Here is a 20,540-nt window from a genome sequence, read left to right as displayed (position 1 = left end):
CATATAATGAGATTGGTTTGAAAATTTTTTATTCATCACTTTTTGTTGATATCTTCTGGAGATATGTTGTATGTCTGATTTAAGTTCGGCAATAGTTCATTTAACAATGCGTTTTAACGAACAAACATTATCAACAGGGAGTGGCGTATTCTATAAAAGAGCTGGTCAATACTATGTTGTAACAGCATGGCATAATGTATCGGGTCGCCATACTGATTCCATGGAATGTCTTGACCAAAAGAATAATGCGGTTCCGAATAATATTCTAGTGTCTTTCAAATATCACATATTCGGTCAGGTAACAGTTAGGAATATCAGGTTGCCTTTATACGATGATACTAAAGCGCTTTACCATATTCATCCAGATAACTGGCCAAGAGTGGACGTAGTCGCAATACCTTTTGACGTAAACGGCTTGCATACCTCTGTAGGGTATTCTGGCTATGAGAAGATGGAGTTTGAATATTCACTTTTTGACGAAGAGGATAATTTAACAATTCATGCAATCCAGCAGTATCTCGTTGATGATGTTCTGGCAAAACGATGGATGAATTCGGCTAATGTTACTGATGAGGTGTTCATTCCGGGCTATCCTCACAATATAACAGATCAATTTTATAACCCGGTCTGGAAAAGAGCTACAATAGCTACGAATCCAGCATTCCAATGGCAAAACGCGAGAAAGTTTCTTATCGACAGTGCTTCAAGCAGTGGTATGTCCGGTGCTTCAGTATTTTATTATAATAATGCAGGGGATGTGAGTATTCTTGGTCACCACATTAACGTTGGTCGCATTGCTGCTATTCATGCTGGGATTTATGTTGGCAGAGTCGGTGTTACTGAGAAGGCGGACCCGCAGGTTGGGATTGTATGGCATGCGTCTGTTATTGATGAAATAATTGATGGGGAAGTTTTTGATTTTCATCCTGATGAAATTGAAATGGCGCGCAAGGATATCGAGGCGGTTATTAGAGAACACTTAAAGACGGCAAATGCCAAGGGTATAGAGAATATATTGAATGAGAATACTCCTTCTCGTCATTACGTTCATAGTCAGATTATGAAGGACATTAAAGGCAGAGCTAAACCCGGGGAATTGATGCAGCTTATTCTCGATGTAACAGCCGCTTATGATGGGCCTCTGGTTGAGGACAAAGGTTGACAGAGTCTACTCAATCAATACTGTTAGTCTGCCTGATTTAGTTAATGATGCGTTTTTTGTGTTCAGGAAATACCGCTATTCCAGCCTTACTAAGGGCATTTCTGACCGCAGGGATGCCTATGTTTTGCATGTTCTTTGTAGTGGCATGTTTAAACGAAAAGACCCTGCCCGGTAAGGCATTAACAATATTTCCTACCCGGTCTTCATTCAGTCGGGCGTTTACCTGATATGTTTTTAACCAGCCGTCGGGATCAAAACTAGGTTCGCAAATTACAATCACGCCTTTATTCGTAGCGAACGGTTGACGTTCGATGCCTGCCAGACGATCCGAAGATCTAGTTCGAAGTCGCTGGTCTGAAAGAAATTGAATAACTGCTGAGCGTTGTCGGGAAGCAAGTTCTGCTCAGTGGCATGCTGAAGCAGTGAGGAATACGAAAAACTCGTATTGATGGAAATGCTGGCACCGTTTCCGAGGAGAATTGTGCATCCGCAGTTTTAGACAATCGCTTCCCAAGGTATGATCTCAAACGGCATGTTGTCGTTCCTTGCTCAATTGAGCCGGTACATTCAAGGCTGTTGGATTCGCAGGAGATGGTTCTTGAGCAAGAACCAGCACATGTTGAGCGCGAATGAGCGGCCGAGCCGCGTCATCTGATCTTCTGGGATGCCCATCGGGCGGTGAGCGCCCGGACTTAGAAAACCGAACACGCCAGCCAGCCCTTTTTTCTCCTCGACCGTGATCTCGCCGCTGCTTCGCAGGAACGCAAGCACTTCGCCCCACTTCGATGGGTTGTAGGTGGCTGGTGTCGGCTGCTGTGAGGCGTTATGGGCAGCCACGTCACCGGCCAGCGTCTCCAGCGCCACGCGGGCATTCACGAGCGACGCGTTGTAGTCGGGTGGTGTCGACCGGAACGCGCCAGCCGAGTCATTGATCTTGGCGATGATTTCCTGCGCACGGGGAGCCCCCGACTTCTGCAAGGCGTCGATCAAGTCATCCTCTAAGGGCGCCGCATCGGTAATCGATGGATCAGTTTGAACCAGCTTCTTGTCCTTGATGATGTAGCCGTCTAGCAGTAGGCACTGCGTCAGGTCGTGCAATCGCTCATCGAAACGATACTTAGGATTAACCCTAGCCCGCAGATCGCCTGTTGTCGCAACGACCTCGGCCAGCGCCAGCATGAGCGTGCGGTCATCGAGATCACGTAGCGTGTTCAGTAAACCGTATAACAGTTGTCCGTGGGGCAAGGATAAGTGTTGCACCCCGTACTTGCCCAAAAGCACGATTGAATTTATGGGCTCTTGCAGTTCCATGAATTGCGCTAACGAATAGCGGGTTCTTTGTCCTATCATCCTTTTTGCTTCTCGCATATTTCAGAGAGGTAGTGCGGCCTTTATGTGTGCTTCCCGATAGCTCCGAAACTCCCGCTATTCAAGCGCATACTCAGAATTCAACCACCACCAGTCCGATAGTTATCCAAATCTGATACCAAACAGCCCACCGTCCTCCGTAGCATCGGTCAAACGTGTTGGAAGCACATGGTCATTAAGGTCGAAGCCACCGATGGTTTCCTTGAAAGCGTCGTCCTCATTCATCGTCACGATGTATTGAAAGCCAAGCTCTTGGGCGATCTCTGAGCCAAGACGCAAAGCGCTAATGACTTGACGTCCGTCAACGCCATCAAACAGATGGCTATCATGGATCAGAAATCCCGGTCCCATCTGCCGTTTGGCGCACAAGCGCATAAGCATCATGTCGAAGCAGAATATCTGCATATTCTTGATGCCTTTGCTGCGCTCACCTTGCATCGGAAATTTGAAAATTGGTCCGTTGGAGGTTTCATCGACCGTCATACTGCCGGCCGATTCATACAAGCGTTGCGAAGTTTCCTCAAAGGCGACGATGGCTTCGGCCAATCGGTCTTTCTGCTCAGCAAAGTCACGTCGCAGTCGAATAGTGAGGCGATTGCGCTCTATGTCCAGCTCGTTCTTGGTACCTTCGAGCTGTTCTGCAGCTTCGAAACGTTGCCTCAACGATTCCACTTCGGATTCCAGCCGGCCCAGTTCTCCTTGCAACTTGAGAAACTGTTCGAGAGCACCATGGCTCTTGAGAATTCCAAGGATTTCGCCACGACGTTGGTCGAGCTGTGCTTTCTTACTGTCACGAAGCTCGATACGCAGCTTGGCAGCTTCGAGTTCGCTGGACAGATAGTCCTTGCGATTGCGCACCACTGAGTCGTGAAAGCTCTTCACGTCTTCATAGCGGCGTTTAACCAAGCCGGGAAGCACGATACCTGCCTCTTGATAGACAGCTTGAAGGTCTTCATGGTCCGGAGGAATCTCGGAGGCGAGGGCGTTTTCCAGATCACGAATAGCCGAGAAGTCGATGGTGTTGGCGTTGGCCAAGTCGTTGAGCTCGCGGGTGAGCGTTGCGCCCTCGACTTCCAGCTCCCGGTATTCCGGCAACACCTGGAAAGTCTCAACTTCCGCATGAAGCTTCTTGAGACGGGCCTCCTGAATGGTTAGCTCTGTGCGCAAGTCTGCGACTTTGCCGATGATTGAACCGAAGGCACCGTTGCCAGCCGCTTTCTTCAGCTCTTCGAGAGTCTTTTCCCGATCGCGTACAGCTTGCCAATCTCGGGCAATCTGCCAGTCCAGTCCGAGTAGGAACATTAGCGCCATCTGCATGTCGCCAGTTCCCTGCATCGTAGCCTGTTTTTCTGGCGTCATGAAGGCGCCGCTCGCCTGTCGGCGTACAAAGTAGGCAAACAGCGACCGGAATGAAGGCGGCTTGCTGCCTGCAGCTTCAAGGCTGCTCAGGCCAAACATTTGTTCGCCGAGGAACGTACACCACTCGGTGGCCGAGAACTTGACCTTCGCGGCAGGCGGAGCTGTAACGAAAATTTTGGCTTTGGAACCACCACTGCGCTCGACGACCGTTCGTTCCGAATTCAGATCGAAGTCCATGCCGAAGGTGTGTTCGGCCAGCTCCGGGGTGCGGAAAATCGACTCTGGACCGGCATCGGCACCGAGCAGAAAATGTACCAACTCCACAAAACTGGTTTTGCCGGCACGATTTCGTGTTTGCTTGGTGGATGCTCCCTCAGTTTTTTGAGCGAGCAGCACATTCAGGCCGGGCTTCAGATCTCCAAGATTTTTGAAGCTAGGTAGCGTGCTGAAAATGTGATGAATCACGCTCTTCTCCTGGCCACAAGGCCGCTTTCTAGTTCGATGGTTCCAAGTGTATATAGAAGGTCGAGGGAGAGCAAAAACCAGTCGTAGGTGATTCGCCGAGGCGTTACGGTTAAGCCTGTATCGTGTCTGTTCAATTCATCCCAAAGTGCGGAGACAGTTTTTGGACGAGCGAGGAACGTCAAAACACGCGCACCGACAGTCAGAAGAGCACGCTCCTGAGGCAGATGTTTAGATGGCAGGATCATACAGTCCCCACAGTTTGAGCATCTTCAAAAATTTCGCATTTGTCGAACAAGTAAGCCATTACGGCTAACACGGCCGCCTTGTGAGCAGGCGTGGTATTCATAGTACCCCCAGCCCATGCTTCTAAGCGGCCGAATATTTCATCTGGATGAAGTTGAGGAGTTCCATCCCGCAGCCCCTCATATTTGCTCTTGAAAGCCTGTGCGATCTGCTCGCCGTAGGAAGGATTCTTCCAGCTATTAAAGAACTGCGCAACGAGAGGAGACTTCTGCATACCTATCTTCAGGAAGTCTGCAACAGCTTGAGATAGAAGGTTTGCTTCGATCTTTCCGCGCGAAACATCTTTCACATCGCTCGCAGTAGGGATGGGGGTGATGCTAATGTGAGTGAGCACTGCAGCTAAGTCGCCGAAGCCCAGATTTATATTTGCTTCCATTGTTAACGAAGGGCCAAACCAAGATTCGAGATCCTGAAGTTTTAGTTGACGGAACTTCGCCAGCATTTCCTCGTACCCACAATGTCCTATCTTAATCAGCGGGTTGTCCTGAGCTAGTTTGGCTAAAGCTTCAATAATGTGCGGACCTAGCCGCCCATCCGGTGCGTTATGGACGAAGGTCCATTCATTGAAATAATCTTCCCAGTACTCCTTGGCCCCTTCGAAGTCTTCGTTGATCTTCTTGATGGCCTCAGCAGCGCTTAAATCATTAGGGGCATAGCTCTGGAACAGTATTCGAGCGGAAGGCAGATATCCGTCGTTTTTCCGGTCCCCAACATTGCCCCAAGGCCGACATGCCATGAAGTCGTTGGGATGTGCCTTCGACATCAGCTTCTCAAATAAACGTTGAAAACCGTCCCCCTTAGATTCTAAGAAGGCAATGCGGAAATCCTTTTCGTAGTTGAGTTGTTGTATGCGATCCATACGCTAGGCTCTGACCCTATGTTTTTGAAATTCTTCAGGCTGTCGCTCATGGCTTCCTGAAGCTGCGGTAAAGGTGCACACGATTGATATCAAGGGGAAAAAATTTGTCGGCCGCAATTAGTATGAATTGCATGAGAATGGCACCCGGGGCAGATATGCCCATTAATACCAATACGTTTGCGGCTTCCTCTTTAAATGCTCATCAATCCGAGTGCGAATGACATACTCAATGCTTGCCATAGCACATTTTGGGCTTTGTTGTCGTTAGATTTTGCTTCATTTGCGTATAGATGTCATTTGATTTTTGACGCAGACTTACGAGCATTGTGGCATCGATGGGTGTGGATTATTACTCGCTTCAAACGTGCTGTATCGCGCCAATTCAGCTTCATCACTGGCTCCCGCTGCCCCTCGCAGTCCAGCATTATGCTAATGTGTTTCGCCATAATGGGAGTTGCATACTGGCGTAACCTCTAGCTTCAAACTGTGGAGGCTTGGGCTATGTCGCTCCTTGGCTCTAACTCAGGAACAAAATTTTTTTCGCCGTTCTGGTATTTTCAATGGTATTTGGATTTAAATCACACTCAATCAACTGATTTATATTGGTTTTATCTTATGGTTAATAATTGAGTGGGAGTAACATCAGGTCCTTCGGGGACTATCACGGGCTATCGAAAAGTTGCCGTAAGGTGTTTATTTGTAAGAAAAAACATCATGACGACGATCGGTGGCTATCGCCAGCCAGCTGAACAGGCTGGCGGTGAAACTGGCGGTAAGAACCGAGGGCCGGATTAAGACCATCCCATTCACTATCCAGCCCAAACCCATCTTTAACGGTAAAGGTCTCTCCGGGAAAGCCTGTTTTATGCGGCTTTCCCGCCATCAGCAGATCTCCTGGCCCATGAAAACTGATCAACGCCAAAAAGGCCGTCGCTCAGGGGCGCGAGCGTTTCGTGGCGAGTCTGCCGAAGGCGAGGACGAAGCATAGCCTGAACAGGCGCGACTCAATGGCTGTTACGTTCGATAGCTTCCGCCCGAGCGTAGCGCCGCGGTGAAAAACCAGTCACGCGTTTGAACGCGGTGTTGAACGCGTTTTCCGATTCATAGCCCAGGGCGTTTGCAATCGTTATAAGAGGCTCGCGACCGCCTGTCAGTAACTCCTTTGCAAGCATCATGCGCCACTGAGTCAGGTATTCGATAGGCGTTTGCCCAACCCTTTCCCTGAACCGCTGGGCGAAGATTGACCTCGAAAGCCCGGCCCGCCCCGCCAGTTCTGCAAGTGTCCATCGATGCCCCGGCTTTGCATGCATCGCTTCGATCGCTCTGCCAAGGCAAGGATCGGCAAGCGCATACAGAATACCCACGCGATCACCAGCCTGACGTGAAAGGTGGAGTCGAAACGCTTGCAAAAGCATCAGATGAGCCAGGTGCCGTGCGGCGAGCGTTCCACCGGGCCTTCCATTCTGCATTTCTGTCATCATCTGCGTGATGCACCAGCGCATTGCCGCTCTGTCCTCTGCTTCGTGTAAATGAATCAGCGGGGGCAGTGTGCCGAGTAGTGTGCCGGACTTGCGGGTGTCTACCTCGAAGCGTGTGCCAATAAAGGCGAAGCTGCCTCCGCCTTCGTGAACTATCACATCCCCCGGGCGCGCGTTGGCAAGTACGACGTGCGCCTCAATCGGATCTATTCCTAAGTCGCTCGCCAGCACGAAGGGGCGCCCGCTGGGGAGGATGAGGCAATCGCCCTCAGTCAACCTCACTGCGGCATCCATGCCCACTACCTTCAGCCAGCAGGCACCGGCTGTGACGACATGGCATTTAATGGTTCCCGGGCGATTTCCAAATCGGATCGCCCATTCACCACCGATATCAAGTCCCGCAGTCAGGTAGCTCTCTGGTCTGAGTATTTCGAGAATGTCAGATAACGGATCCATAGAAAATCCGGACGATGGCGAAGAAATAAAGGACGAATAATCGTATATCGTCTGGGGGCAGCAGGGTATTGTTTTTTTTTCACCTTAAGAGGATCGCAGAATGATCGTCGTTACCACGCCCACCGGCAACATAGGTGCCCATGTCGTCCAGCTCCTGCTGAACGCCGGCGAACCGCTGCGCCTTATCGTGCGCGATGCCAGCAAACTAACGAAGGCGGTACGCGAAAGCGTCGAGATCGTGGAGGGTTCGCACGGCGACGCCGCGATAGTTGATCGGGCGTTTCGGGGCGCGGACGCTGTCTTTTGGCTATGCCCGCCGACGCCAGCTCCGACCCCTGCAGCAGCTACGATCGATTTTGCCCGACCCGCCGCTGACGCGCTGCGCCGGGCCGGCGTCGCCCACGTCGTTGCAGTTACAACGCTTGGTCGCGACACGTCCTGGGAGCACAGCGCGGGCAATGCCACCGGGTCGATCCAGATGGTCAATCTGTTGCGCGAAACCGGGGCCGCCGTGCGTGGCATCGCACTGCCAGCCTTCATGGATAACGCGCGGCGTCAGGTCGATGCCATTCGTCAGGGGAAGATGTTCGGACCGATCGATCCCAACAAGAAACTGCCGCACACCGCCGCATGTGATAGCGCCGCTGCCGCCGCTGCGCTGCTGATCGATCGTTCCTGGTCGGGACAGCAGGATGTGCCGGTTCTCGGGCCCGAAGAGCATTCTTACGCCGAACTCGCCGCCATCATCTCTGACGTTATTGGATCGGAAGTCCGCTATGTGCACCAGTCGTACGAAGCCTACAAACAAGCCGCGATTGAAAGAGGGTTGACGCCGGCTTTCGCGCAAGGCTATGTCAACATGCTACGCGCGAAAGAAGAAGGCATGGACAACGTGGCATCCCGCGCGACGGCCATCATCGGTCAGACCAGCTTCCGCCAATGGGTCGAAAACGAGTTGAAACCCGCAGTTGTAAGGGGAAACTGAAACGGTCACCAGGCCGCTGCCTTCGCTACAACCGCGCCGCCTGTTGTTCAATAAATTCCCTGAACCACTGCTGGGCGGGATGCGCGTCGCTGCGCCGGTGCCAGATCAGGTTGAACACCATTTCGGGCAACGACAGCGGGGGAGGGAACAGTACCAGCTGGCGACTGGCCTGCGCATGCAGCGCCACGCGCTTCATCACGGTCGCCGTCATGTGGGTTTGCGCCACGATAGACGGCACCGTAAACATTTGCTGGACCGTCAGCCCCAGCCGGCGCTTTTTACCCTGCTGCGCCAGCACCTGATCAACCAGGCCGTACAGTTCACCTTCCGGCGAGACCAGAATATGCGGCAGCGCCAGGTAGCTCTCCATATTCATGCCGCGTCTGGCCGCCGGATGGTTGCTGGCGACGATGGTGACGAATTCGTCGCGCAATACCGGCCGGGAGATGATGCGGCTATCGCTGTGGGTAGGCATGACGCCGATAGCGACATCAATCGCGCCGGCATCTAACAAATCGACCGCGTGATCGCGGTTGGTAAACGCCTGCACATTCAATGACACGCCGGGGGCGGCGTCCTGTAGCGCCTGCATTAACGAAGGCAGCAACACGAAAGCCGGATACTCCGACACGCCCAGTTTGAAGTTTATTTGCGCTTTTTCCGCTGCAAACGCGGGCTTTGCCACCAGCGTCGCTTCGAGCTGGCGCAACGCCCCGGCGATGGGGCCGGACAGATCGCGCGCACGCGCAGTCGGCAATAAACCCTCCGCGCTGCGCATGAACAGCGGGTCACCGAACAGGGTGCGTAACCGTGACAGTGCCGCACTCATCGCCGGCTGGCTGACGCCCACCTGGGTTGCCGCCCGCGTGACGTTGCGCTCGTTCATCAGCGCGTCAAAAGCCACTAACAGATTGAGATCGATGCCATGAAAATCCATACGGCAAATAATCACTCATATTGAATATTTGTTGGACGAATTGTAGGGCGCTGCGCAAAATTCCACAACCAACCCTCACCTGAAAGTGAATAACGATGAATCCAGCAGCAGAATACGTACAACGGCTCAAAATTGAACGACAGGCGGTAGAGACGCTCTATCAGGCCTTCAGCGACAACAACCCCGATCTGGTCGATAGCGTGCTGGCACCGTCATGGGAAGACATTCCGCTGGCGCCGGGACAGGCGCACGGGCCGGAAGGCATCAAGCCGATCATTCGCATGCTGGCGCAGGCTTTTCCGGACGTGCAGATCGTGGTGCATGACATGATTCAGGAACCGGGCCGCATCGCGGCGCGGGCGGAAATCAGCGGCACCCATCTCGGCGAAATTTTCGGTATCGCGCCGACTGGTAAGAAAGTGAGCTTCCGTCTGCATGAGTTCCATGCGCTGGAGGACGGCCGTCTGATCACCACCTGGCACATGGAGGATTGGTTTGGCCTGTTCCTCCAGCTTGGCCAGTTTCCGCCACAAGCCTGAATCAGACCGGAGAGTTGATAATGAAAGCAGCATTGATTGATACGTTTGGCACCGCCGATGTGCTGACGATTGGCGAACGTCAATTACGCGCCGCCAGTCCGGATGAGGTGACGGTGCAGGTTGAAGCGGCGAGCGTTAACCCGCTGGATGTGAAAATCATCTCAGGGCACATGCAGCAGGTTTTCCCGGTGGACCTGCCTTACGTGCCGGGCATGGATTTCTGCGGCGTGATTACAGCAGCTGGCGAGCGCGTTAGCCATTTAAAACCGGGCGATCGCGTATTCGGGCGCACGCCACCTGGCGCAGGCGGGGCTTTTGCACAAAGCCTGGTGATCGCCGCCGATGACGTATGCCTTGTCCCGGCAGCGATGAGCGCCGAACAGGCCGCGGCGCTGCCTACCGCGTTTGGCTCCGCGCAGCAGGCATTGTTCGATGTGGGCCAGTTGCAGCGCGGCGAGCGCGTGCTGATTCACGCCGCAGCGGGCGGCGTCGGCAGCATGGCCGTCCAGCTGGCGCATCAGGCGGGCGCTTATGTCATCGCCACGGCATCGGCGAAAAACCACGCGCTGGTGACCAGTCTGGGCGCCGATGAGGTGATTGATTACCGCACGCAGGACTTCGCAACAACGCGCGATATCGACCTGGTGATAGACAGCGTCGGCGGCGAAACGCTGAGCCGCTCCTGGTCCGTGCTGCGCGCCGGCGGGCGCATTGCCACGCTGGTAGAGTTTGGCATCACGCCCGTCGGCGGCCATCACGGCGAGTTTGTCTTCTTCGCCAGTGCGACGCCGTATCTTGCCCGGGCGAGCAGCCTGTTCCAGGCGGGACAGTTACAGGTCATCACCGACGCTATCTTTTCGCTGGATGATGCACGCTCCGCACTGGAGAAGGTGGCGACCGGCCATGCGCGCGGCAAAGTGATTATCCGCGCCAACCCTTAACGCCCGGCGTCATGTCGCAGTAAAAACGCGCCCGCTACCCCGCGGGCGTTTGTTTACCGGTCTGTCGCAGGGGATAAGGATGTGCTAATAATCTGGCGTTAACGGCAGAGGCTTCAGGAGGAAACGTGCTGTTTAATTTCAGAGCCGCGGGCAAGCGCGCACCACCTGGCAAACGCTCGCTGACATCTATCATCATTCTCTATCTTGTGATGCTGTGCGGTACGGCTTTTCTCGCGTTTCTGCCGCTGATCTGCGCGATAGGCGCGGGATATGTCGCCAGTCTGGCGGGCTGCCAGCTGGACGAAGGCAACGTGCATCCCTGTTACATCCTGGGAGAAGATCGCGGCCAGTTGCTGTATGAATTAGGCGTCATGGGCTGGTTCCTGCTCGGCACGATTCCCCTGGGTGGGATACTGTTTTTACTCGCGACGCTCACCTTCATCGTTCAGCTGGTGGGCTATTACCGGCAAACACGCGCTGAGGGTAATCGGTAATTTGCGTCAGGACTGTTCCGCACAAATCTCCAGGCAAAACCCGAGAAATGCCTCCACCGCCGCCGGGGCCAGACGGCGCGAAGGCCGGATGATAAACAGCGGATAGGTTTCGTCAGGCCAGTCGGGGAAAAGTTCGACCAGTTCACCGCTGGCGATCAGATGTTGCACGCTCAGTGCCAGCACCTGGGCTACGCCGGCACCGCCGACGCACGCCTGTACCATTAAATCCGGATCGGTGGTGGTCAGATGGCCGTGGGTGGCGACCGTCAGTCGCTGCGTGCCACGATGAAACTCCCAGCTAAAGGGCTTATTGCTGCGCGGATCGATGTATTGCAGACAATTGTGCTCAGTCAGCTGCTGCGGCTGCGTCGGGCGGCCACAGCGCGCCAGATAGTCCGGGGCGGCCACCGTCAGGACGCGCGATTGTAACAGCAGGCGTGAGGTCATAGTGGACGGCGGCTGCGGCCCGAAACGCACCGCCACATCAATACCTTCTGCCACCAGATCGCCCACATCGGGCTGCTGCAAAATCGTCAGTTCCAGATGCGGATAACGGGCACGCAGCAGCGGCAGCTTTGCCGCCAGCACATAGCGGGAAAACAGCGGATTGAGGCTCACGCGCAGCGTACCGCGCACCGTCACGGCGGCGCCGGAGACGTAGTTTGCTGCTTCTTCAATCCCTTCCAGATGCGGCGCCGCCCGCTCATACAGGCTGGCACCTTCGCTGGTGAGATGCAGGGTGCGGGTGGTGCGATCCAGCAGGCGCACGCCGAGACGCTGTTCCAGTCGTGAAATCGCCCGGCTGACGCCCGAGGCGGATAACCCCAGCACCTCACCGGCGCGGCTGAAGCTGCCGGCTTCAACCACGGCTGCCAGCACGCTCATGCCGGATAATAGTCGGCCATCAAAACTCATCCTGTTCTCCATCTTTGATTTTTAGCAAAGATCATTTGCCTGAGCCTACCTTTATCAAAAATGCGCTGCAACTTATTGTGTGCCCCGAAACGCGACCGGCACTGAACGCCGGATTCCTGATCTCTTTTGAGGAGAATGTTATGACTGTACGGCGCACCCTTTTTAAAGGCGGCACTATCCTGACGCTGGACGCCAGCGTGCCCGACCTCGTCTGTGGCGATGTGCTGATTGAGGACGATCGTATCGCCGCCGTGGGGGAAAACCTTTCCGCCGACGATGCGCAGGTGATTGATGCCCGCGGCCATATCGTGATGCCAGGCCTGGTGGATGCGCATCACCATATGTGGCTGGGTGCGATGCGCCGCCTGATGCCCAACGTTGACGACCTGTTTGTCTATATCGATGTGGTGGCAGAAACGCTCGGCGCGCATTACCGTCCGCTGGATATGTACCTCAGCACCCGGCTGACGGCGCTGGCATGCCTGGATGCCGGCATCACCACGGTGATTGATGCCTGCCACAGTTCACGCAGTCCGGCGCATACCGATGCGGCGCTCGATGCGCTGCAGGAGAGCGGGATTCGTGCGCTGCACATGGTTGGCGCAGCAATGGATAAGCAGGCTTCCAGCGATCATCTGCCGGGCGATCTGGCCCGTCTCGCCAGCCGCTGGAATCACGCCGGCAGCCGTGTGCAGGTTGGCCTGTTTGGCCAGCTCAACCTGGCGTGGTGGCGCGTGGCGCGCGAGCTGGATATGCGCATTCTCACCGAGTTTATTGGTGACCTGGCGCAGCTGCCGGCGGAGTTTGCCGAACCCGGCTTGCTGGGTCCGCACAACATTTTCAACCACTGTACGCGCGTACCGGCGCACACCTGGCAGCAGCTGGCGGACGCGGGCGTCAACATTACCGTGAATCCGCGTTCGGATGCGCTGTTTGGTTTCGACGACGACAGCTTTGCCTGGCAGCAGGCGGTCGATCGCGGAATGACGCCGGCGCTTGGTATCGATCTCGATACCGCCTTCGGCAGCGATCTGTTCGGTGAAATGCAGGCGCTGTTTAACCAGCAGCGCTCAGCGATGCGCTATCGCCGCTTCCGGGGCGAAAGCGACGTACCGGCACCGATTAGCGTGGAAGCCGTACTGCAGTCGGCAACGATTAACGGCGCGCGTGCGGCCGGGCTGGAGCAGCAAACGGGCACGCTGACGCCAGGTAAACAGGCCGACGTGATTATGCTGCGCACCGATGGTATCGGCGTTTTCCCGCTGACCAGCGTGACGGCAACGGTGGTGCAGGCGGTGCAACGCGCCGATGTTGATACCGTGATGGTGGCGGGTGAACTGCGTAAACGTCATGGTCAGTTGCTCAACGTCGATGTGGCACAGCTGAACGCGGAAATCACCGCTTCGCGCGACTATCTGCTGAATGCCAGCGGCTATCACCATCCTTTGTTTGCCTGATTTTCCGCAGCGCGGCGGCCTGCCGCGCTGTCTGTTCATTTATGGAGGCTGTTATGTCTGCATTAAGCGCGCAGGCTGAAGCTGCGCATTTGTCGCGACCGGCGACCGGCGTGATTGCCGCGCTGTTTTGCGGTTATCTGGCGGTCGGCTTGCCGCTGCCGGTAATCCCGCTGTTTATCCATCAGCATCTCGGTTTCAGCAACCTGTGGGTCGGGCTGGTGATCGGGATACAGTTTGTCGCCACCGTGCTGACGCGCGGTTACGCCGGTCAAGTGACCGATCGCGTTGGCGGTAAGCGCTCGGCGCTGCAGGGCGCGGCGGTGTGCGCGCTGGCTGGCGTGCTTTACTGGCTGGCCGCACTGCCGGGCTTTTCACCGGCGGTCAGTCTGGCGCTGGTGATTGCCGGACGGCTGGCGGCGGGCATGGGCGAAAGCCAGTTCGTCACCGGCTGCGTGGCCTGGTCAATCGCCTCGGTCGGGCCACAGCGTGCCGGTCTGTCGATGTCCTGGACCGGTATCGCCATGTTTGCCGCGCTGTCGCTCGGTGCCCCTGCCGGTATGATGCTGTATCAGCACGTCGGCTTAGCGGCGGCAATGCTGGCCTGCATCGCGGCTCCGCTGCTGGCGTCGCTCATCGCCACGGCTGCCAGCGGTTATCGCGTGGTCGGGGGAACACGTTTGCCGTTCTATCGGGTGATTGGCCGCATCTGGCGTGAAGGCTGTGGCCTGATGCTGCAGGGCGTCGGACTGGCCGGCCTGACGGCCTTCGCCTCGCTCTACTTCGCCGCGCGCCACTGGCAGCTGGCCGGCTGGGTGATGACCTCGTTTGGCGTTGGTTTTATCGCCGTGCGCCTGGTGCTGGGACATCTGCCGGATCGCATTGGTGGCTACCGCGTGGCGGCTTATTCACTGCTGGTGGAGGCGCTGGGGCAGATGCTGCTGTGGTTTGCGCCTGACGAAACGCTGGCACTCACCGGCGCGCTGATTACCGGTCTTGGCTGTGCGCTGATCTTTCCCGCCCTTGGCGTGGAAGCGCTGAAGCGCGTGCCGCCAGCCAGTCGCGGCAGCGCCATGGGTGCCTTCGTTGCTTTTCTCGACATCGCTTATGGTATTTCCGGACCGATTGCCGGTGCCATCGCCAGTCACTTCAGCTATGCCGCCGTCTATCTGTTTGGTGCGGCCTGTGCGCTGCTCGGTGCGCTGCTGGCGCTGACATCGCGCGCCGCTTCACTTCACGCTTAAGGAGTTTTCCATGTCACGTATTTTTATTTCCGGTTCATCCATGGGCGGTGCTGGGCACCCGACGATCTTGATCAGGCGCATCGTACCCAGATGTGGTTAGCCAGCGCCGATATCAGTGGTATCGCCCTGCCTGACTAAGGAAAAATCAGCTGACCGGGCACCGCAACGCATTTTTTGTCCACCGCATAGTTGGTGAATACAGACGCTGCCGTTTCGGCGCATCATGGCGGGAGCGTTTTTTCACCACCGGGATGTCCATGCATGTTGCCTGTTAAAGCTGTTTTACTCTCTTTTCTCTGTGTGGTGTTACTGTCGCTGGCGGCCAGCCTGGCGCAGGCGACGCGCAGCGGTGAGTTCACCACCGAACGCGGCGGCTGGGCGACGGCGCGGCGTGATTCGGCCGGGCTGGCACCGGATCCGCAGCGCTTCGCCAGTGAGGCGATTGTGCAGGTGTATGCTGCGCCGACCTACGGCTGGAAAGGCGCGGTGGCGGTGCATCCGTGGATTATCTTTAAGCGCGCCGGAGAAACCCGCTACAACCGTTATGAGGTGATCAGCTGGGGCAGCGGCGATAAAGTGCGGCGCAACAGCAATCTGCCGGACGGCTACTGGTACGGTGCGCGTCCGCGTTTGCTGGTGTCACATCGCGGTGCGGCTGCGCAGGCGATGATCCCGCAGATTGAAGCGGCAATTCAATCCTATCCGTGGCCCAACACCTATCATGCATGGCCGGGCCCCAACAGCAACACCTTCCTCGCTCACATCGGTCGTGAAGTGCCGGCGCTGAAGCTTGATTTGCCCGCCAATGCCATCGGTAAGGATTTCCGTTCGCTGCTGCATCCGCTTGGCCTGCCGCCATCCGGGCGCGGCGTGCAGCTGTCGCTGCTCGGCGTGCTGGGCGTCACGCTGGGTGCGGAAGAGGGCGTGGAGGTAAATCTGCTGGGACTGAATCTGGGGCTGGATTTCACCCCGCTGCGTCTGCGGCTGCCGTTTATCGGCGGGGTAGGGCAGGATAATTTACAGAAGGATAAGCCCTGAAACAGCGCCGCGCCGCGACAGCATCGGTTCGCGGGCGGCGCGGGCTCGCAGCCGTTAACAGACGCCGAAATCCCCGTCTTCATGATAGAGATTGACGCTGTCGGCCTTCACCTCGATCTCTTTTTTGATCGGATCGTCAACGCGGGCGCACCACAGCGTATCGCCCGCAACGCGCAACACCTGCATTTTTGGACCACCAGTTTTCGCCTGCACAAAATCATCCACGTTAAACATCACTGCTCTCCAGCTGATTAGGGATCAACGCTGATTGTAGCTGCGCTTTAGTGGCCGTGCAGCAGAAACAGCGTGGCCAGACCGAGGAAGATAAAGAAGCCGCCGGTATCGGTGATGGCGGTGATCAGCACGCTGGAGCCGACCGCCGGGTCGCGTTTGAGTTTGGTCATAATCAGCGGAATCAGCACGCCCATCAGCGCCGCCAGCAGCAGATTCAGCACCATCGCCAGCATCATCACGCCGCCCAGTTGCAGGTTGTCGTACATCAGCCAGGTCACGCCGCCCATGATGCCGCCCCAGAACAGGCCGTTAAGCAGCGCCACGCCGAGTTCGCGCGCAATCAGAAACGAAAAGTTGCCGGGTTCAACCTGATGCAGCGCCAGCGCGCGCACGATCATGGTGATGGTCTGATTGCCGGTGTTACCGCCAATGCCGGCGACAATCGGCATCAGCGTGGCCAGCGCCACCAGCTGCGAAATGGTGTCCTCAAATAGGCCAATGACGCGCGAGGCGATAAACGCCGTACACAGGTTGACGGCCAGCCAGGTCCAGCGCTTTCTCACCGCTTTGCGCACCGGTGCAAACACGTCCTCGCCCTGGCTGATGCCGCCCATCTTACGGATGTTGCTTTCGTTCTCTTCGTTCACCAGGTCAATCACATCTTCCACGGTGATACGACCAATCAGCTTGCCTTTGGCATCGGTTACCGCAGCAGAAATCAGGTTATAGCGTTCGAAGGCGCTGGCGGCCTCTTCCGCTTTGTCATCCAGCTGGAAAGTGGTGGGGCGCGCGTTCATCACCTCAGCCACCAGCGTTTTAGGTTTGTTGAGCAGGATATCGGTCAGCGCCAGTTCACCCAGCAGCTGATTGTGTTCGTCGGTGATGAAGATTTTATCGGTGCCGTCCGGCATGCTTTTGCGCTTGCGCAGAAAGCGTTGCACCGTCGCCAGCGTCACGTCTGAGCGCACGGTCAGGATATTGAAGTCCATCACCTGGCCGACGCGATCGCGATCCAGCTCAATCACGTCCAGCAGCCGGGCGCGCAGGCTGGGGTCGAGCGTAGTGAGCAGGCGGCCGGTGAGATCGCGCGGCAGGTAACGCGCCAGATAGACCTGATCGTCAATATCCAGCGGCTCGATGGCGCGCAGGATTTCGCGGTCGGTCATCTCTTCCGTCAGGCTGGCCCACACGGTTTCGGAGGCCTCCACCAGCACGCGACCGCGCTGCTCGTAGGGCACCAGCCGCCACAGTGCCAGACGCTCCTCTTCCGGCAGCGCTTCGAGAATGTCCGCCAGGTCGGCCGCGTGCAGCTGCGGCAGTTCATGCTCCAGCTGCTGACGCCAGCCGGTGATTTTGCGCAGTTCGGCGGCATTGAGGTCGACGGATTTATCCAGCAGCACATCGACTAAATCGTGCTCGCTGAGCAGAAGGTGCAGAATTCGCTGGCGGGTTTCTGATAGTTGTTGTGCGTGCGAAGCAGACATAACGCGTCCTTTGTGTCTGTAAAGTCAGGTCAAAGTGTAGCGCGTTGCGGGTAAAGTGGGCGTAACAAGCAGCATTGCCGCGGCGGACAATGTGATGGCAGAGCGACGATGACCCGCAAATTCCTTAGCGCGTCTCGCTGGTGCTCAGTGTGACCGGTTCAGGTGCGGCTTTCTTTTGCTGATGATGCTCAATGGCACCGGGAATAATGAAAATCAGACGGCCAACCAAAATAAAGAAACTGATCAGCAAAACGATGCGGGTCATGGTACCGGTTTTGGGACGTCTTCGTGCAGAGATGGCGCTATTCACGCGGGGTGGTTCCTGTCAAAGCCCGGCTGGGCGGTGGCAACATTTAGTCACAACCCGACCGGGAGGTCAACCGCTGCGTGAAAAATGAGCAGAAAAGGTTAAGGTTGCTTTGATCGATATCAGCCGCCGGGCGAAGCGTGCGTCATCGACTCAGCAGGGGTGTCATTGATGGCGACCGAAAGCCGCATGATGTGACTCATGCCGGTTAGCCTTTGAATTGGTTCAAAAACGAAGCACTTTTCGTAGCGGCGCAATTTATTGCGCGATGAATCGCGCCGCTACGATAGGGTGCGGCTTGCGTTTTCGTCACCGAACGGCATTACGCCATTGATGGCGACCGGACCATCTTGTTGCCAGACATCAGTAGCTGGCTTTCTGCGCCAGTAGGGTAGCGAAGCGATACTTAATGCGCTGACCGTGTTCATCGCGGCGATGCAGTTCACCGACCTCTTCGTTGTACTTCACGATGTGCCAGTTACGGTAATAATGGCTCAGCTCGCCCGATTTAAAGGTAAACGGGAAGTTTTGCGTGTTGGGATAATCGTCGGTGCTCATCGCCGCCACAATCAGGTTGTAACCGTACTTGCGCGTGCTGGCCTGCATATCGGCGATCAGCTGCGGAATGGTCGCCGGCTGCAGGAACATCATCACCACGGTAGAAAACACAAACTGATAATCACCGTTGAAACGCACCTGATTCAGGTCGCACTGTTCGGTATGTATCTGCTGCAGCTGCTCTTCCGCGATGATGCTGTTAAGGCGCTCCAGGCTCTGCGGATTGTTGTCCCAGGCGGTAACAGTAAAACCGTGCTGATTAAGCAGCAGGCTGTTGCGGCCCTGGCCGCAGCCGAGGTCCAGCGCGTTACCCACTGCCAGTTTTGGCAGCGCGGCCAGCACTTCGGAGTGGGGCGGCGTCAGGCCGTATTTCTCCGCAAAATAGTTATCGGGGCGTGTTGTCATAGTGCTATTGCGGGACTGAAGCCCGCGTTACTCCTCTTCCAGCATCAGTTTCCAGCCGGTGACGTCATTCCAGTAAGCCTGCTCCCGCTCCAGATCCAGCTGAACCAGCGTGTTCTGGCTGAGAAAACCGGCCGGGAAGGTCAGCGTCCAGTGGCCATCGTCGGTGCTCAGCTTCAGCGTGTCAGGGCGCGTGGTGGCCTGGCGCTGATTGTTCAGCAGGGTGCCGAGCCGCAGCAGGAAGATCATCGGCAGGAACTGTTTCTTCTTAAACAAGGTGAAACGCGGCATCTCATCCTGCTTCACCGCTTTACGGTGGAAGCGTACCAGCGTGGCCAGCAGCATCTGTTGATCCTGATTAAAGCCCGGCATATTGGAGTTCTGCAGGATGTAGGCCGAATGGCGCTGCATACCGCTGTGGTTGATGGTCAGCCCGACTTCATGCAGCAGTGCTGCCCACTTCATCAGCGCCGTCAGCTGGGGATTGGCCAGCTTCGGGTTCTGCTCCAGCCACTGGCTGTACAGCTGCTCGGTGGTTTCCAGTACGCGGCGTGCCTGGTCGCTGTCGATGGCGTAATGATTTGCCAGGCTCTGCGCGGTACGGCTGCGGATATCCTGATGACGGAAGCGGCCCTCCATTTCATACAGCACGCCTTCACGTAGCGCGCCATCCGACAGGCGCAGCTCGCGAATGGCCAGCGCGTCAAACACGCCACACAGAATCGCCAGCCCCGGCACAAACACCGCTTTGCGCTCGTCCGACAGCCCCGGCAGGCTCAGTGCAGCAAAGGATTTGTGCTTCAGCACTTCGCTCACCAGCATGTCGATGTTTTCCGGCGTCACGCGCTTCTCTTTCTCGCCCATCGCCAGCAGCACTTCACAGGCCGCTTTGATACTGCCGGACGCGCCCAGCGCATACTGCCAGCCCTGCAGACGGTACTGCCACGCCAGCGTTTCCAGCTTTTGCGCGGCGGCCAGCCGGGCGCGGCGGAAATTCTCCTGGCTAATCTCGCCTTTCGGGAAGTAGAGGTTGGCGAAGCTGACGCAGCCCATGCGGCGACTCTCCACCAGCTGCGGCTCAAAATCTTCGCCGATCACCAGCTCGGTTGAACCGCCGCCGATATCAATCACCAGCTTGCGGCCTTTCTCCGGCTGCGTGTGCTCAACGCCCATAAAGATCAGGCGCGCCTCTTCATTGCCGGAAATCACTTCAATCGGATAAGGGATGACCTCCGCGGCGCGCTGCAGAAACTCTTCCGCGTTGGAGGCGATGCGCAGCGTGTGCGTACCGACGATGGTGACGTTGGCGGCACTGAACCCCTGCAGGCGCTCGGCAAACAGTGCCAGGCAGCTCAGCCCGCGCTCCATCGCTTCTTCGCTCAGGCGATTTTGCGCATCCAGCCCGTCGGCGAGGTGCACGCGCTGTTTCAGGCGTCCCAGCACCTGCATGGCGCCATCCACCACACGGGCAATCACCATGTGGAAGCTGTTCGAGCCGAGATCGATGGCGGCGAATTCCTGCGGTTTCGGCGTACTTTTATGGGAGATTGGCATAGGC

At 56.6% G+C, this 20,540-nt stretch carries 22 protein-coding genes; 8 read left to right on the top strand and 14 right to left on the bottom strand.

Annotated elements, in window-relative coordinates; genetic code table 11:
• Window positions 1-70 precede the first annotated feature (70 nt).
• Entirely contained in the window at window positions 71-1,162 is a 1,092-nt protein-coding gene (locus CBW22_RS15740) for a hypothetical protein (RefSeq protein ID WP_141097325.1), read from the top strand.
• A 276-nt stretch (window positions 1,163-1,438) separates the two neighbouring features.
• Here the strand turns inward: CBW22_RS15740 and CBW22_RS15735 are convergent, their stop codons facing one another.
• The 7 genes from CBW22_RS15735 to CBW22_RS15705 all read right to left on the bottom strand — a co-directional run bounded on the left by CBW22_RS15735 (window position 1,439) and on the right by CBW22_RS15705 (window position 7,450).
• The gene (locus tag CBW22_RS15735; protein WP_199557014.1) at window positions 1,439-1,642 is read right to left on the bottom strand and encodes a DUF4917 family protein; all 204 of its coding nucleotides are present in this window, start codon (window positions 1,640-1,642) and stop codon (window positions 1,439-1,441) included.
• Window positions 1,643-1,729: 87 nt separating this feature from the next.
• Window positions 1,730-2,473, bottom strand: a complete 744-nt coding sequence (locus CBW22_RS15730; RefSeq protein WP_217899527.1) for a hypothetical protein — start codon at window positions 2,471-2,473, stop codon at window positions 1,730-1,732.
• Between the two features lie 159 nt (window positions 2,474-2,632).
• On the bottom strand, window positions 2,633-4,354 hold the full coding sequence (locus CBW22_RS15725; protein ID WP_088517138.1) for an ABC-three component system protein: 1,722 nt from the start codon (window positions 4,352-4,354) through the stop codon (window positions 2,633-2,635).
• Window positions 4,351-4,599: an ABC-three component system middle component 6 gene (locus tag CBW22_RS26985; protein WP_072262266.1), complete on the bottom strand. Its 249-nt coding sequence runs from the start codon at window positions 4,597-4,599 to the stop codon at window positions 4,351-4,353. The genes CBW22_RS15725 and CBW22_RS26985 overlap by 4 nt, the downstream gene beginning before the upstream one ends.
• Window positions 4,596-5,516 carry an ABC-three component system protein gene (locus CBW22_RS15715; RefSeq protein WP_059453030.1) on the bottom strand — a complete coding sequence of 307 codons (921 nt, stop codon included), beginning with the start codon at window positions 5,514-5,516 and terminating at the stop codon, window positions 4,596-4,598. The genes CBW22_RS26985 and CBW22_RS15715 overlap by 4 nt, the downstream gene beginning before the upstream one ends.
• 712 nt (window positions 5,517-6,228) lie before the next feature.
• The gene (locus CBW22_RS26365) at window positions 6,229-6,399 is read right to left on the bottom strand and encodes a hypothetical protein (RefSeq protein WP_176428133.1); all 171 of its coding nucleotides are present in this window, start codon (window positions 6,397-6,399) and stop codon (window positions 6,229-6,231) included.
• A 121-nt stretch (window positions 6,400-6,520) separates the two neighbouring features.
• A complete protein-coding gene (locus CBW22_RS15705) occupies window positions 6,521-7,450 on the bottom strand; it encodes an AraC family transcriptional regulator (protein WP_088517136.1) in 930 nt (309 codons plus the stop codon).
• Window positions 7,451-7,550: 100 nt separating this feature from the next.
• Here CBW22_RS15705 and CBW22_RS15700 point away from each other — a divergent pair, with 100 nt between their 5' ends.
• Window positions 7,551-8,435 carry an NmrA family NAD(P)-binding protein gene (locus CBW22_RS15700; RefSeq protein ID WP_088517135.1) on the top strand — a complete coding sequence of 295 codons (885 nt, stop codon included), beginning with the start codon at window positions 7,551-7,553 and terminating at the stop codon, window positions 8,433-8,435.
• Window positions 8,436-8,460: 25 nt separating this feature from the next.
• Here the strand turns inward: CBW22_RS15700 and CBW22_RS15695 are convergent, their stop codons facing one another.
• The gene (locus tag CBW22_RS15695; protein WP_088517134.1) at window positions 8,461-9,372 is read right to left on the bottom strand and encodes a LysR family transcriptional regulator; all 912 of its coding nucleotides are present in this window, start codon (window positions 9,370-9,372) and stop codon (window positions 8,461-8,463) included.
• Between the two features lie 95 nt (window positions 9,373-9,467).
• Here CBW22_RS15695 and CBW22_RS15690 point away from each other — a divergent pair, with 95 nt between their 5' ends.
• The 3 genes from CBW22_RS15690 (at window position 9,468) to CBW22_RS15680 (ending at window position 11,346) form a co-directional block, all read left to right on the top strand.
• Window positions 9,468-9,911: an ester cyclase gene (locus tag CBW22_RS15690; protein ID WP_088517133.1), complete on the top strand. Its 444-nt coding sequence runs from the start codon at window positions 9,468-9,470 to the stop codon at window positions 9,909-9,911.
• A 20-nt stretch (window positions 9,912-9,931) separates the two neighbouring features.
• Window positions 9,932-10,852 carry an NADP-dependent oxidoreductase gene (locus CBW22_RS15685; RefSeq protein WP_088517132.1) on the top strand — a complete coding sequence of 307 codons (921 nt, stop codon included), beginning with the start codon at window positions 9,932-9,934 and terminating at the stop codon, window positions 10,850-10,852.
• 125 nt (window positions 10,853-10,977) lie between these two features.
• Window positions 10,978-11,346: a hypothetical protein gene (locus CBW22_RS15680; RefSeq protein ID WP_088517131.1), complete on the top strand. Its 369-nt coding sequence runs from the start codon at window positions 10,978-10,980 to the stop codon at window positions 11,344-11,346.
• A 6-nt stretch (window positions 11,347-11,352) separates the two neighbouring features.
• Here CBW22_RS15680 and CBW22_RS15675 read toward each other — a convergent pair whose 3' ends face one another.
• Window positions 11,353-12,261 carry a LysR family transcriptional regulator gene (locus tag CBW22_RS15675; protein WP_088517130.1) on the bottom strand — a complete coding sequence of 303 codons (909 nt, stop codon included), beginning with the start codon at window positions 12,259-12,261 and terminating at the stop codon, window positions 11,353-11,355.
• 140 nt (window positions 12,262-12,401) lie between these two features.
• On the opposite strand from CBW22_RS15675, the gene CBW22_RS15670 reads away from it, so the two are divergent.
• The 3 genes from CBW22_RS15670 (at window position 12,402) to CBW22_RS15660 (ending at window position 15,997) form a co-directional block, all read left to right on the top strand.
• On the top strand, window positions 12,402-13,718 hold the full coding sequence (locus tag CBW22_RS15670; RefSeq protein WP_058770840.1) for an amidohydrolase family protein: 1,317 nt from the start codon (window positions 12,402-12,404) through the stop codon (window positions 13,716-13,718).
• 53 nt (window positions 13,719-13,771) lie between these two features.
• A complete protein-coding gene (locus CBW22_RS26755; protein WP_088517129.1) occupies window positions 13,772-14,959 on the top strand; it encodes an arabinose transporter in 1,188 nt (395 codons plus the stop codon).
• 261 nt (window positions 14,960-15,220) lie between these two features.
• Window positions 15,221-15,997: a DUF3750 domain-containing protein gene (locus CBW22_RS15660; protein ID WP_021506578.1), complete on the top strand. Its 777-nt coding sequence runs from the start codon at window positions 15,221-15,223 to the stop codon at window positions 15,995-15,997.
• A gap of 54 nt (window positions 15,998-16,051) precedes the next feature.
• On the opposite strand, the gene CBW22_RS15655 is transcribed toward CBW22_RS15660, so the two are convergent.
• The 5 genes from CBW22_RS15655 to ppx all read right to left on the bottom strand — a co-directional run bounded on the left by CBW22_RS15655 (window position 16,052) and on the right by ppx (window position 20,536).
• On the bottom strand, window positions 16,052-16,231 hold the full coding sequence (locus CBW22_RS15655; RefSeq protein WP_010617609.1) for a hypothetical protein: 180 nt from the start codon (window positions 16,229-16,231) through the stop codon (window positions 16,052-16,054).
• Between the two features lie 47 nt (window positions 16,232-16,278).
• Window positions 16,279-17,715 carry a magnesium transporter gene (gene mgtE, locus CBW22_RS15650; RefSeq protein ID WP_021506579.1) on the bottom strand — a complete coding sequence of 479 codons (1,437 nt, stop codon included), beginning with the start codon at window positions 17,713-17,715 and terminating at the stop codon, window positions 16,279-16,281.
• Between the two features lie 124 nt (window positions 17,716-17,839).
• Window positions 17,840-18,025 (bottom strand): YfgG family protein, encoded by a 186-nt coding sequence (locus tag CBW22_RS15645; RefSeq protein ID WP_022548292.1) that lies wholly within the window; start codon window positions 18,023-18,025, stop codon window positions 17,840-17,842.
• 360 nt (window positions 18,026-18,385) lie between these two features.
• Window positions 18,386-18,985 carry a tellurite resistance methyltransferase TehB gene (gene tehB / locus CBW22_RS15640; RefSeq protein ID WP_021506581.1) on the bottom strand — a complete coding sequence of 200 codons (600 nt, stop codon included), beginning with the start codon at window positions 18,983-18,985 and terminating at the stop codon, window positions 18,386-18,388.
• 27 nt (window positions 18,986-19,012) lie between these two features.
• The gene (gene ppx, locus CBW22_RS15635; RefSeq protein WP_088517128.1) at window positions 19,013-20,536 is read right to left on the bottom strand and encodes an exopolyphosphatase; all 1,524 of its coding nucleotides are present in this window, start codon (window positions 20,534-20,536) and stop codon (window positions 19,013-19,015) included.
• Between the last annotated feature and the right edge of the window lie 4 nt (window positions 20,537-20,540).

This window comes from Pantoea sp. VS1 (assembly GCF_002207995.1).
GTDB lineage: Bacteria > Pseudomonadota > Gammaproteobacteria > Enterobacterales > Enterobacteriaceae > Pantoea > Pantoea dispersa.
The sequence above is the reverse complement of the archived record's forward strand: the minus strand, read 5'-3'. Positions and strand labels throughout refer to the sequence as shown.

Bases quoted from the DNA above. Each gene is read 5' to 3' on its own strand.
- CBW22_RS15740 (WP_141097325.1), top strand. From the start codon at position 71: ATGTCTGATTTAAGTTCGGCAATAGTTCATTTAACAATGCGTTTTAAC.
- CBW22_RS15730 (WP_217899527.1), bottom strand. From the start codon at position 2,473: ATGGAACTGCAAGAGCCCATAAATTCAATCGTGCTTTTGGGCAAGTAC.
- CBW22_RS26985 (WP_072262266.1), bottom strand. From the start codon at position 4,599: ATGATCCTGCCATCTAAACATCTGCCTCAGGAGCGTGCTCTTCTGACT.
- CBW22_RS15715 (WP_059453030.1), bottom strand. From the start codon at position 5,516: ATGGATCGCATACAACAACTCAACTACGAAAAGGATTTCCGCATTGCC.
- CBW22_RS26365 (WP_176428133.1), bottom strand. From the start codon at position 6,399: ATGGCGGGAAAGCCGCATAAAACAGGCTTTCCCGGAGAGACCTTTACC.
- CBW22_RS15705 (WP_088517136.1), bottom strand. From the start codon at position 7,450: ATGGATCCGTTATCTGACATTCTCGAAATACTCAGACCAGAGAGCTAC.
- CBW22_RS15700 (WP_088517135.1), top strand. From the start codon at position 7,551: ATGATCGTCGTTACCACGCCCACCGGCAACATAGGTGCCCATGTCGTC.
- CBW22_RS15695 (WP_088517134.1), bottom strand. From the start codon at position 9,372: ATGGATTTTCATGGCATCGATCTCAATCTGTTAGTGGCTTTTGACGCG.
- CBW22_RS15690 (WP_088517133.1), top strand. From the start codon at position 9,468: ATGAATCCAGCAGCAGAATACGTACAACGGCTCAAAATTGAACGACAG.
- CBW22_RS15685 (WP_088517132.1), top strand. From the start codon at position 9,932: ATGAAAGCAGCATTGATTGATACGTTTGGCACCGCCGATGTGCTGACG.
- CBW22_RS15675 (WP_088517130.1), bottom strand. From the start codon at position 12,261: ATGAGTTTTGATGGCCGACTATTATCCGGCATGAGCGTGCTGGCAGCC.
- CBW22_RS15670 (WP_058770840.1), top strand. From the start codon at position 12,402: ATGACTGTACGGCGCACCCTTTTTAAAGGCGGCACTATCCTGACGCTG.
- CBW22_RS26755 (WP_088517129.1), top strand. From the start codon at position 13,772: ATGTCTGCATTAAGCGCGCAGGCTGAAGCTGCGCATTTGTCGCGACCG.
- CBW22_RS15660 (WP_021506578.1), top strand. From the start codon at position 15,221: ATGTTGCCTGTTAAAGCTGTTTTACTCTCTTTTCTCTGTGTGGTGTTA.
- CBW22_RS15655 (WP_010617609.1), bottom strand. From the start codon at position 16,231: ATGTTTAACGTGGATGATTTTGTGCAGGCGAAAACTGGTGGTCCAAAA.
- mgtE (WP_021506579.1), bottom strand. From the start codon at position 17,715: ATGTCTGCTTCGCACGCACAACAACTATCAGAAACCCGCCAGCGAATT.
- tehB (WP_021506581.1), bottom strand. From the start codon at position 18,985: ATGACAACACGCCCCGATAACTATTTTGCGGAGAAATACGGCCTGACG.
- ppx (WP_088517128.1), bottom strand. From the start codon at position 20,536: ATGCCAATCTCCCATAAAAGTACGCCGAAACCGCAGGAATTCGCCGCC.